We start from the raw sequence: 11,654 nt of genomic DNA on the forward strand, positions 1-11,654 counted from the left end.
AGCCAATGTCAGGACACGTACCCAGTAAATTTCTATTGCTGCGAGAGTGATGAAAAAGAAGACCTGTGGTTGCCTTTCGAACATGGTCTCGAGTCGGTTGCGCAGTTTGTGCCTAAATTTGTCTTAATTCGCGGTTGCCTTGTGCGGCGTGTAAGCGGGGATGCAGGTATGCATCCCCCTGTCTTTCAAAGCTCCTCTATGCCAGTAGACGTCATAGCTTCGATCACCAAGCAGCCAATCAACACGTGACCGGCTCCTCCGCAACGCCGTTACGTCGATGTGGTTACGGGGCCGTCTGGCTCTATCTCACGCACAGAGTTTTTCTGACGAATTTCTTCATTGCGAAGAAATGGCACTTTATGTGACCCATTACTTTTGCGCAGCCCTGGTGTTCAACACACAGGCCAGCGTATCACTGGGTTTCGAAAAACCGCGATACATGAGTAACAAGGAGGGTTCTCTCATGCCATTCGTTGAACTTTTGCAAAACCGCTAACTATTAAACAAAGCGTTCTTCTGCTTTTCGTAAAGCCGTTCAACACTACGCTCATTGTAGCAATAGGTTCGCGCCGCATCTCGGATGGATTCGAGCTTTTCCCGATCCTCAAAAAGGTCGCTTAGTGCCGCGATCCAGTCAGCCTGTGTGTTTTCGACCAGAATTCCGCAACCATGTGTCTCGATCGTCGAGCGATAAGACACAACATTGGAAACCACGGGGGCAATTCCAAGTGCGCCGTAGTCCAGCAGTTTCAGATCGGACTTTGCTGAATTGAATGCGCTGTCTTCCAGCGGTGCCAGCCCAATGGCGAATTGCCCCTGCTCTCGTAGCCAGCGAACAAAACGGGGGTAAGAACCCTGCGATGGGTCTGGCGAAACAACATTCAGCCAAGGACGCTTGGGAGCGTTGGAAGTTACTCCGATCAAAGTAAGAGAAAAGTCGTAGCGCGCAGCCAACGACTCCAACGCGCCAAATATCATAGCAAAGTCAGAGTCGTGCGTGCGGGTCCCCGCATAAATAAGGCGCAATGCATTAGATCCTAACGCGAAATCGTTCCGGTAGTTTCGCCAGAGTCTGGGATCGATGCAGTTTTCCAATACGGTTGGATTGAACTCAGCGTAACGCTGCGCCAAAACGTTTGTCGAAACCCAAACCTGTTCGGCGGCGTTCATCACCGTTTCAAAGGCTGCGACCTTTGGCTTGTAGAACTCAAACTCTGGGTGGCGTTCGTCGATCAGCCTAAAATCGTCATCGTTGTCCATGATGAGCCGTGTACCCGACGCTTTGCACGCACGGATAAAATCATCGGCCTGCTGCTCAGTGTCGAACGCGGTCCGCTGCACGATAGCCACATCGCCTGATGCCTCCGCCTCGCGCGCGGGAATGAGACCGAATTCGACCTCTTCAAACGCGCTTTCGCTCGTCAGCGGGCAATACAGTCGGATAAACGCGCTGCTTTGAGGATAGCTACCATCCTGCCGGATGATGCCGTTTACTCTGAGCGTCCTCTTTCGCAAAACCGCCGGTGCGGGATTACGCACGTAGGAATATTGGCGCAACGTGGACACATCACCAAGAATGACCTGAGCACGCTTGTCGAAACTATAACTGTTCCTAACCAGTTCCGAGAGCTCATCGGTGTTCGCTGCCGATTCAGAAACTGCTTCTTTAAGGTCATCGGGACCGGCAACCTGCCGAACCCCGGACCCAAGCGTATAGGAAACTGCCGGAATTTCGTCCGAGATCAGCCGCCCGCCGCACGCCAGAACATCAAAGATCCGGTTGGAAATAAAACCAAACTCCCGCATGGATTGCCAATGATCATTCAAAACCGCCGTTGCGCCTTTGTAGTATGACGGCAGTTCCGCGTTGCTTATGTTTTCGCCTTTGATCATGCGGGCCGGTAGGAATTGATCCCAAAGCGTCCCGTAAACGTCGACATCCACGTCTGCGTCCACCGCCCAACGCACGATCGGTCTGTACTCATTGCGCGAGTTTCCGACGAAGAGGACATTGGAACCATTGGTTGCGGCTTTGACCGAAGGTCTGAACCGATCCGTGTCTGTTGCCTGAAGCAAGGGTTTGACGGTTGTCTGCACGATGGGTTGCAGGAAATTCGCGTAACTGAGAGATGCCACATAAACCAGATCGTATTGTTCCATCTCTTCAAACGAGACCTGATCAGGATGGCTTATGACCCAAAGGACGTTCATCTGGCCAGAAGGCGGTTCAAATCGGCTTAACCCTCGAATGCACAGGTTTACGTCATCGCCACGTCGCGTTTTTCCCCAATCCTCCAAGAAATCGATGGAAACCTGACAGCCAAGTTCACGACATGATTTTGCCAGGGCCTCGGCGTAGTGGTAGTCTCCCCATTGTTGCTTTTTTTGCTCTGGCGCGGGAATCTTGATCGAGATCTGCGCGGTTTCGCTATGCTTTTCGACAGGCAGAAGTATCCCCATTCCCTCCGCGATACGGTCGAGCGTTTCGTGCATTGGTTCTACGCTACCAGAGGTGACATTCGCAATTTTGACCCCACGGTTGTCGGAATCCACCAAGCCAACTTTTGACGCTGGATCGGATGCCATCGACATGCCGATTACCCTTTCCAGCGTTTGTTCTACCTGACCGTCATTTGTGGCGCGACCATGGTATACGGGTGTTTCGAATAAGTACCCCGAAATCTCGGCCAGAAGGTTTGGTCGAATCCAGAACATGGACCCGGCAAAAAATCCCCAAGGCCGCGAAGTGTTTTCTGAAATCTTCAGGCCGCCGGTCAATTCCCGCAGCAACCTTTTTGTCTGATCCGAAGTTGCAGTTTCCCACATCTTGTAGGTTTCCTTAGGTCCCACCGCTTGAACCAACGGGTCATCGAAGGATGACAGGATAGAACGTACCAGTTCCTCAGAACCAAGTACGCCATCCTTCATAGTATCCCGCCAGGCGCTGCCCCAAGGATCTACGTTGCGCTTGGTGTGAAGCTTGCAAACCAGATCGTAGTTGAGCAGTGTCGGAATGATGTCCAGGAATGGGCCGATATCTTGGCCAACGTTTGGATAATATTGGATAACTGCGTCTGGATGCTGGGATTTGATCCGAGCGATTTCCTGACTGTATTCTTGCAGTGGTGTGGTCACGATCAGATCGAATGGTTCTGGGATATTCGACAACTTATTCAAAAATTCATCAATGTACTCCGGATCGTGCACGTGAAACACGACCGCGATACGCCGTCGCTTGTCGCTTACAGTATAGCCACGACCTTCATACAATCGCTGAATCGCTGCGAGCTGAATACCACGAGCCAGGTTCTGGTAATCCGTGTTGTTTGCATACTCACTTTTTGAAATTCGATCTGTGCGTGAGTCGTTGCTGTAGTCCACACCTATATACGGGGCGCCAAGTATTGGCGTTTTCGAGGCGACCCTAAGAATAAAGTCCCAATCGACTAACCTGCGAATGGACTCATCATATCTACATTTCGCATACATACGGTGCATGCAAAATGCGTTTTGGTCGATGTAGTTTCCCTTGATGCACGTCGTCAGGCTAAAGTTTTGGAATAGGTAACGAACCGGGGTTTCTTCCCCTTCGTGCAGAGAGATACCGCAATAGGCCGATTTCAGATCATGAGCGCGCAGAAAGCGAAGCATGGTCTCCAAGTAGTCCGAGCGCCAAGCGTTGTCAGAGTCAAGGAAGAAAACCCATTCGTTCCGAACGCGTTCAAGCCCGGTATTCCGTGCTGCAGAAACACCACCGCGTTCAAGCTTTTTGAAATAACGAATTCTGCCGTCGTCTAGAGACTCAACGACCTCCGCCGTATTGTCGTCGCTGCCGTCGTCGACAATGATCAATTCCCAATTCGCATGGCTTTGGTGCAACACGGAATTGATCGCAGCGGTTAGCAAATTGGCGCGGTTATACGTCGGCATGATCACGGAAACGGTCATCTCTGCGACCGAAGGTACTCTTTCCCGCAATCTGTTCAGGAATTTCGCTTCTTCCTCGAAATCCCAGTTTTCGTGAATAGTTTTTTTAATTCTATGGCAGTATTGAGATTGGCTAACCTCGATCTCAATTCGCTTTGGATCACGTTTTTTAGCAGAGCTTAAGAATCGGTCGCGGCGACGCTGCGAAAAAATCCAATCTTTCTTCGACAGAGAATACAGCATACGCGAAACAACTTTTCGCTTGAACTGTTTCAATGGCTTGATGCGTGCGTCTATCAAACTTTGACGCATCTCATCTCGATCTCTTTCAAGTTGATTGTGAGAAACCTGCAATGAGTGGTTCTGTCTACGCAACATTTGATTTGCCATCTCACGCGAGGCCAGCTCTTCGTCTAGATGGGTAAGTTTCTTACTTGTTTCACCAAGTTTGCGATCTGCAGTCATGAGGCCGTCGATTGAGGAAAACAGCGTTAATATTGTATCGTTTTTAGCTTCATTTTTTGCGTATTCATAAAGATCGGTTAGTCCTTCTGCGGCTTCGTTTCCCCAAAACAGAACGCCTAGGCCGCCGCCATGCGTGAAATTCAATGATGTTCGACCATCGCTGATCTCACTCCAGTAACGATTATTTCCAACGTCCAGACCGTGACCTTCCGTTCCGTGAAGCAGGATCATTGCAGTCGACGAAAGCTTCGGAGCCCAAACTTCAAGACTGTGTTTAACAACTTCGTACGAGTGTTGCCCCCCAAAATGAAGTAAATCCACACTGCCATCTTCAAAATCTTCTGGCGCCTCTTCAATGGTCTTGCCCAGCAAACGGCTGAAAGAGGCATATTTTTCATACTCCTCGACAATCCTACCAGCGTGCTCGTCCATTCCCAAAGCGTTGATGACAAAGCACTCTGTGGCAAGGTTCGATTCGCGGACCGCCTCGCAAATTGCACAATAAATATAACCTGAATTACCAAGCTCGACGATGCGCTTTGGCTTCATCGCCCGGGTAAGCCACATTAAGAATGGGCCATGTTCATACCCAGAAGCTTCGGCAACGTAGGTAGGAAAAGTGATTTTGTGATTGAGAAAATTCAAGACGTCTCGTCCGGCTTAGTTTGCTATTTTTGGCCTGCTTAAGTACGACGCCCTGTATCCATACATTTCAGTTTGAATTCCAGCTATTCGTGCGTTGCCTGCTATTCGAACGCCAAGCATTGGTGCGCCTACCTCTGTCGTATTTAAAGCCCATTGCAGTTGGATGACCAGATTAAATCGTTACCAAGATCGAAAAAAACAGAGGTAATATGTTGCCTGCTGGCGGGCGTTGGAGGAACTTTTGCTGAGTGGCTTAGAGCAACTGATCGGGCCGCGAGGCGAGGAGTGGATTCAATCATCGGGCGGGCAGGCGGCTGAAAACAACGACCCCCTCATGTCTCAAGGTGCCAGCGTGTTTCCCGGCTACTGAGACTGGTCTGCGATTTCAGCAACGGCCTTCGGTTCACTTTTCCTGAATTGCTGATCGAAAAGACTGCGGAAACTTCCGTTCATTTGCATCAGCTCTTCCAGATTACCCTGTTCGACCACCGCGCCGTCCTGAACAACCATGATTTTGTCGGCTTCAAGAATGGTCGAGAGGCGATGTGCAATAACGATCACCGTCATACTCTGCGTCAGGGCATCCAGTCCTTTTTGCACCAAAGACTCCGACTCTGCGTCCAGCGCGCTGGTGGCTTCATCCAGCAGCAGTATCTCGGCGTTGCGCAAAATCGCGCGAGCGATGGCAATTCGCTGCTTTTGACCACCGGACAAAAAGGTTCCGTTCTCACCGACAGGCGTGTCATAGCCATCAGACAGTTCACAGATGAAGTCGTGCGCGTGCGCGGCCCTTGCAGCCTCGATTACCTCGTCGTCTGTCGCATCAGGCGCTGAACAGCGCAGGTTTTCCATCACGGACGCAGAGAACAGGAACGTGTCCTGCCCCACATATGAAATTTTTTGCCTCAGCGAAGAATATCGGGCGTCCTGGATATTCTGGCCGTCAATTTCAACGCTACCTTCATCCGGGTCGTAGAACCGCATGATAAGGCCGAATATCGTTGATTTTCCGCCGCCGGACTGTCCGACCAAAGCAGTGGTTTTCTGGGCTTCGAAAGTCACATTCATGTCTTCGATAATCGGCATTGATCCGTGATAGCCAAAGGTAACGTTTCGCAAGGCGATCTCGCCCGGACCTTCAAGCAGGTCGCGTGCCTCGGGGCTTTCCGGCATCGTGTCTTTCTGATCCAGAAGTCCGAACAGCATGCCGACACCGACCATGGCGGTCTCGATCTGAACGCGCATCCGCGACAAACGTTTCGCAGGCTCGTAGGCCATAAGCAAAGCGGTGATAAAGGACATCAATTGCCCTGCCGTCGGTTGTTCACTGCCCGCAATTCCTAGCGTGCTGACGACAAGAACACCGGCAACGGCCAGTCCGGCCAGAAATTCCATCAATGGGCTGGCGATTGATTGCAGGCGCGCAATGTCATTCGCACGATCTTCGACTTTCCGAATGGCCGTATCCATGCGGGTGATCATTTTATCTTCCAGCGAAAACACCTTGATCACCTTGATCCCAGCAGATGTTTCCTGCAGGACGCGGATGATTTCGGCCAAAGATTTGAACTCGGCCTGCATAATTGCACGTACGCTTTTCAGAAGTTGCCGGACACCGAACAGGGCAACGGGGCCGACAACGAAGAACATGACCGACAAAACGGGCTGCTGATACACCATGACGATCACAAGGCCCACCAGTGTCAGTGCATCGCGAACGAAGCCGGTGACAATGACATCGATAAGCCGACGCGCGGCCTGCGCACCATGCGTTGTACGCATGAGAAGATCTGCGGATTCGTTCTCAGCGAAGAATGAAACGCCGTGCCGAAGCAGCTTGCGATAAACGCGGTCCTGCTGCACCGCAACAATCCGGTTGCCCGCACGCGCAAGGTAGATGGCCTGCACATAGGAAGCCACCGCTTTGGTCAGGAACAAGAGAACGACGCCGAGAGCGATCATTGCAGCCCATTCGCGCATGTCTGGGCTGATCATCGCATCGACGATGTACTCCATCATGTAGGCAGAGCCAGCGGTGGTCGCAGCAACGGCGATCATTGCTACGATGGCAACAGCATAAAGGCCCCCTTGAGCAAAAAAGCTCTCGCTGATGAGGCGGCCCATGTAGCCTGATCGCCACTCGGTCCAGGCACGCTTAATCATTGAATTCTCCAGATCATGAAATCATGCGCTCGCTCAGATAACCTATAATCGATCCTGTCTAAAGGGCAGATCAAATGACGCGACAGAGTTGCCCATTTCGTACGGGGCACAGAGTCTCACGCAAATAGGTTTATGCGGCGGGTCGCGCAAGTGCCTGTTGCTGAATTGGATGACTGCGACGTTGCGTATTTATCGCAGGGTGCATGCGACATGCGCGTAAGAACTGGCCGAAACGGCGGAATTTGGCACTTTCAATTCAACACAATACCACATTTGCACAACTTTTGAGCGTTCCGAAGGTGTCTCCTGAGCAGGTGTAGACTCTGGGTCGTAAATGAAAGGGATATGGCCGGCAAAACTCTGCACAGGGGCACTTGGCAGCGCCAAACGATTTCCTTCGTAGTTTCATCGTGATATGTTAACGTCAGGAGGCAAGGATGGCTCGATGTTTCAGGGCCAGGCATTGGAATGTGAATTCGTTAGTGGCTTGTGGGCGGTTTTCTGCCGTTTGAAATTGTTGATGTGTCATGGAAAAAGGGATCGACCTTTTACGCTTGTGCTTGGTAAATACGGTCCATACTAACGCCGTGGAAAAATTAATGGTAATAGGTAAGTGTCGATCAAGGCCGTCATTCTGAGTCTGCCCAACGACGTGGAGCGGCGACGTTTCTGCGAAGACGAGTTTGCGCGCCTTGGCTTGAGTCACGAATTCAGCGACGCCATTTCTGGTGGCCAGTTGAACAACTCGGAGTTGCAGAACTTTTATGATGCGGAGATGAACCGCATCAAGTTCAAACGACCGCTCAGCCGCAGCGAAGTCGCCTGTACCTTGGGGCATCGCCAGATATGGCAGGAGATTGTGGATTCTCAGGACCCTGTAAGCCTTGTTCTGGAAGATGATGCCACATTCGTGCAGGATCCCAGGCCATTTTTTGAGGCGCTTAACGAATGTGGCGAGTGCTTTGAAGACGTCATGATCAAGCTGGACGGCGTGTCCGGCAACAACGGGCAAGTGATAAAATCCGTTGCAGATCAGGACCTTGTTCTTTCAGATCGCCTTCCGCCCAGAACCACGGGTTATATCATTGGCCGTCGGGCGGCCGCGCGCCTTCTGGCACTTGACGCTCCGATTGCGCGACCGATTGATATCGATCTGAAATTCTACTGGGAGCACAATGTGCCAATCCTGACGCTTGGGCAGAAGATGGTCGCAGAGCGCGAAGAGTTCGACAGTACGATTGACCATTGCCGAAGCAGTACCAAACCGGGTTCGACCTTGGCCAGACTCGTTCGCAACTTGCTCTATCAGGCCAAATACACACACGGACGGTTGAGCCATCCTTTGAACCCGGACATGATTGAGGGGCTCGGCCCGTTAATGAAGGCCGATAGTCGGGTCCGGAATCGCGTATGAAGAAAAGCCTTGTGGTTGTCCGTGCGGGCAGCAACTCATTGCACCATCGGTGGCAGGAAATCCCCTACGAAGATCGTGCCTATGATCTTCTTATCAGCTATTTCTCGGATGAGGCTTTTGCCGGGTTTGAACCCGAGCCGGGCGTCGAGGCCGTTCTGGTCAAGGGTGGCAAGTGGGATGGCTTGTACAAAACTCTAACGGACCGGGACCTTGACCAATATGACTATTACTGGCTGCCGGATGACGACCTCGACATTAGGGCAGAAGATGTCAACGCGCTGTTCGATGCTATGCAGGTGTATGGATTGCGTATCGCGCAGCCATCCCTGACCCCTGAAAGCTATTTCTCGCATTTCGTGTTCAGCCAATGCCCGGGCTTCGTGTTGCGATACACGAATTACATCGAGATCATGGCCCCTTGCCTGCATCAGGATATCCTGAGGAAAGCGCTGCCGCTGTTTCAGGGCACGATGAGCGGCTACGGCCTGGACTATATCTGGTGCCGCTGGGCCGAAGCTGGCGCCTTCAGAACCGCGATATTGGATGAAATCGCGATGCACCACACGCGGCCCATCGGTAAAAACCTCAAGGCAGCGATGGCGGCGTCCGACAACCTGAGTTCCGAGGAAGAAGAGGCGGTGCTGAAAGAGATGTTCGATCTGTCGCAGCGCACGGTTCCTGTCGTTTTTGCGGCCATCCTGCGGGGCGGTCAGCCGATCTCGGGTCGTCTGCCGGTGGGATGGCGGATGTGCCGGGCCTGGATGTCGGTCTTGCCGAAGTTCCGTAGCGCTAGCGAGGCGCGCTCGGGCATTTTCAAGATCGCGCGACGCCAGTTGATCAAGCGTCTCGACATGACAACGATTTCGCTGAAACGGGAAAGTGCCTGAGATGCGGTTTTTGATGGTGGGGGCAGGGCTGTCCGGAGCTGTGATCGGCCGGGAACTTGCCGAACAAGGCCACGAGATCACAGTGGTCGACAGCCGCGACCATATCGGCGGCAATTGCCACACCGAGCGGGACGCCGATACCGGTGTCATGGTCCATGTATACGGGCCGCATATCTTCCATACGGACGACGAAGAAGTCTGGGAGTATGTGAACCGCTACGCCAACTTCCTGCCCTACAAGAACCGCGTCAAAACCACGTCTCAGGGCCAGGTCTTTTCCCTTCCGGTGAACCTGCACACGATCAACCAGTTCTTTGGCAAGACCATGCGCCCGGACGAAGCACGCGCGTTTATCACCGAAGAGCAGGCTGACACGTCCATCACCGAACCGCAGAGTTTCGAAGAACAGGCGATGCGGTTTGTCGGTCGCGATCTTTATGAGGCGTTCTTCAAGGGGTACACGATCAAGCAGTGGGGTTGTCACCCATCCGAGCTACCGGCGTCGATCCTCAAGCGTCTGCCGGTTCGGTTCAACTACGACGACAACTACTTTTTCCATAAATTCCAAGGCATGCCCGAGAACGGCTATACCGATATGATTGCCGGTATCCTCGACCACTCAGGAATCACGGTTAAGCTGAACACCACCTTCGACCGCAACATGGCGGAAGACTTCGATCACGTGTTCTACTCCGGCCCGTTGGACGGCTACTTTGACTATGAGCTTGGCCGTCTGGGCTATCGTACGCTCGACTTCGAACGGTTCACCTATGACGGCGACTATCAGGGCTGCGCGGTGATGAACTATGGCGAGGAAGGCGTGCCCTATACCCGGATCACCGAGCACAAGCATTTCGCGCCATGGGAAATGCATGAAGGCTCGGTCTGCTATCGTGAGTTTTCCCGCGCCGCTGGTCCGGATGATATTCCCTACTACCCGATCCGTCAGGTGAAGGAAAAGGCATTGCTGGGTGAATATGTTGCCCTGGCTGATGAGACCCAAAACGTCACATTTGTCGGTCGTTTGGGCACCTATCGGTATCTGGATATGGACGTTACGATCCGCGAGGCTCTCGACACCGCGCGCGCTTCGTTGGACGCGATTGCAGCGGATCAGGACCTGAAACCGTTTTTTGTCGCGCCGGTTTAGACGCGCCGGGCCGTTTCGGTCCAGCGCCTACGCGTTTTACGTTCTAGCCTGATCGGATCGAACATCTTTGTTCCGCAACCAACGTGGATGCGCATCACGTGTGGTCGTCTGGTGCTCCGGCGCGGTGTCGGGCCTAATCGCTCAGCAAGGAACCAAGGTAGGTGCCATAGGTCGATTTTGCGAATAGCTTGGCACGCTTCTCAAGAGCGGCATCATCGATCCACCCATTGCTCCAAGCGATCTCGTCCAGGCTACCGGTCTGCATTCCCTGGCGTTCTGTCAGAGTTCGCACAAAGCTCCCCGCCTCCAACAAAGTGCCGTGCGTACCTGTATCCAGCCATGCAAAACCCCGGCCCATTGTTTGAACATCAAGCAGGTTTTCGTCCAGGTACATCTGCAAAAGCGACGTAATTTCAAGTTCGCCGCGCTCAGAAGGTTGGACTTGCTTTGCCCGGGCCGGTGCATCGCCATCCAGGAAGTACAGGCCAGTGACCGCATAGTTTGATGGCGGCACTTCCGGTTTCTCAATAATCTGGTGCACCTTTTTACCCTCGAAGGCAACGACGCCGTAACGTTCCGGATCGGCCACGCGGTACGCAAAGACTGTGCCGCCCTGTTTGTTGGCATCAGCATCGGCCAAAAGGCTCGGGAGGCCGTGGCCAAAGAAGATGTTATCCCCCAGGATCATCGCTGAAGGAGCACCCGCGAGGAAATCTTCTGCCAAGGTATAGGCTTGTGCCAGCCCATCGGGAGAGTCCTGCACAATCCAGGTCAGTGACAAGCCATATTGGCTACCGTCACCAAAAAGGCGGACGAACTGCTCCTGATCCTGCGGTGTTGTGATGATCGCGACCTCGCGAATCTGCGCCAGCATCAAAACGCTGAGAGGGTAGAAGATCATCGGCTTGTCGTAGACCGGTAGCAGCTGCTTCGAAACAGCCATCGTGATCGGGTAGAGCCGTGTTCCCGAACCTCCGGCAAGAATAATTCCCTTACGTTGCAT

General features: G+C 52.8%; 6 protein-coding genes. 3 read left to right on the forward strand and 3 right to left on the reverse strand.

All coding sequences use genetic code 11. From position 1 onward, the window contains the following. Positions 1-492: 492 nt before the first annotated feature. Positions 493-5,037, reverse strand: coding sequence for a glycosyltransferase (locus MHN28_RS12645; protein ID WP_239340156.1), 4,545 nt, complete (start codon positions 5,035-5,037; stop codon positions 493-495). Between the two features lie 363 nt (positions 5,038-5,400). After that, positions 5,401-7,200 (reverse strand): ABC transporter ATP-binding protein, encoded by a 1,800-nt coding sequence (locus tag MHN28_RS12650; protein ID WP_239340159.1) that lies wholly within the window; start codon positions 7,198-7,200, stop codon positions 5,401-5,403. Positions 7,201-7,813: 613 nt separating this feature from the next. On the opposite strand from MHN28_RS12650, the gene MHN28_RS12655 reads away from it, so the two are divergent. The 3 genes from MHN28_RS12655 to glf are packed head-to-tail and all read left to right on the forward strand — an operon-like array spanning position 7,814 to position 10,651. Beyond that, positions 7,814-8,614 (forward strand): glycosyltransferase family 25 protein, encoded by an 801-nt coding sequence (locus MHN28_RS12655; RefSeq protein ID WP_239340166.1) that lies wholly within the window; start codon positions 7,814-7,816, stop codon positions 8,612-8,614. Further along, positions 8,611-9,501 (forward strand): hypothetical protein, encoded by an 891-nt coding sequence (locus MHN28_RS12660; protein WP_239340169.1) that lies wholly within the window; start codon positions 8,611-8,613, stop codon positions 9,499-9,501. Before MHN28_RS12655 ends, MHN28_RS12660 begins: the two co-directional genes overlap by 4 nt. A 1-nt stretch (position 9,502) precedes the next feature. Then, positions 9,503-10,651, forward strand: coding sequence for a UDP-galactopyranose mutase (glf, locus tag MHN28_RS12665; protein ID WP_255732771.1), 1,149 nt, complete (start codon positions 9,503-9,505; stop codon positions 10,649-10,651). A gap of 133 nt (positions 10,652-10,784) precedes the next feature. Here the strand turns inward: glf and rfbA are convergent, their stop codons facing one another. Next, complete coding sequence (gene rfbA, locus MHN28_RS12670; RefSeq protein WP_239340175.1) at positions 10,785-11,654, reverse strand: glucose-1-phosphate thymidylyltransferase RfbA; 870 nt, start codon at positions 11,652-11,654, stop codon at positions 10,785-10,787.

Source organism: Ruegeria sp. Ofav3-42 (assembly GCF_022347725.1).
Lineage (GTDB): Bacteria > Pseudomonadota > Alphaproteobacteria > Rhodobacterales > Rhodobacteraceae > Ruegeria.

Coding starts and splice junctions, on each gene's coding strand:
- MHN28_RS12650 (WP_239340159.1), bottom strand. CDS start 7,200: ATGATTAAGCGTGCCTGGACCGAGTGGCGATCAGGCTACATGGGCCGC.
- MHN28_RS12660 (WP_239340169.1), top strand. CDS start 8,611: ATGAAGAAAAGCCTTGTGGTTGTCCGTGCGGGCAGCAACTCATTGCAC.
- glf (WP_255732771.1), top strand. CDS start 9,503: ATGCGGTTTTTGATGGTGGGGGCAGGGCTGTCCGGAGCTGTGATCGGC.
- rfbA (WP_239340175.1), bottom strand. CDS start 11,654: ATGCAACGTAAGGGAATTATTCTTGCCGGAGGTTCGGGAACACGGCTC.